The sequence below is a fragment of the Streptomyces alkaliphilus genome (assembly GCF_014141535.1).
Taxonomy (GTDB): domain Bacteria; phylum Actinomycetota; class Actinomycetes; order Streptomycetales; family Streptomycetaceae; genus Streptomyces; species Streptomyces alkaliphilus.
Map to the genome: position 1 here is coordinate 1 of NZ_VKHT01001772.1, position 398 is coordinate 398.

Sequence of the window (398 nt, forward strand, 5' to 3'; positions counted from 1 at the left end):
GTTCGGGGAGGTGGTGGTGGGGCCGCGCACGGTGTGCGCGGACCGGTCCCGCCCCGACCTGAGGGCCGGATTCGTCCTCGACACCTTCGTGCCGGTCTTCGAGGCGGCCCGGCAGGAGGTGCTCGCCGAGGGGAGGTTGGACGCCGAGGAATGGGAGCGGGGCACGGCGGACCTGCGGCGCACCGCCACCGGTGAGGGCACCTTCCACTACACCTTCTTCCGGGCGACCGCGCGCGCTCCGCGCTGAGCGCGCGCGGTCGCCCGGAGGGCCACGGAGGAGAGCACCGGGGAGGAGGGCGGGGGCCCGGTCCCCGCGCGTGGTGCGCGGGGGCCGGGCCGCGGGAGTTCCGCCGGACGCCGCTCAGCGGCGCCGGGAGGAGGGGGTGTCACGTTCGGCG

The 398-nt window shown here is 77.6% G+C and carries 1 pseudogene; it reads left to right on the top strand.

Going from position 1 to position 398, the window contains the following annotated elements:
- Positions 1 to 247, top strand: a pseudogene (locus FNQ90_RS26695) (SAM-dependent methyltransferase); the annotation flags it as partial.
- Positions 248 to 398 lie beyond the last annotated feature (151 nt).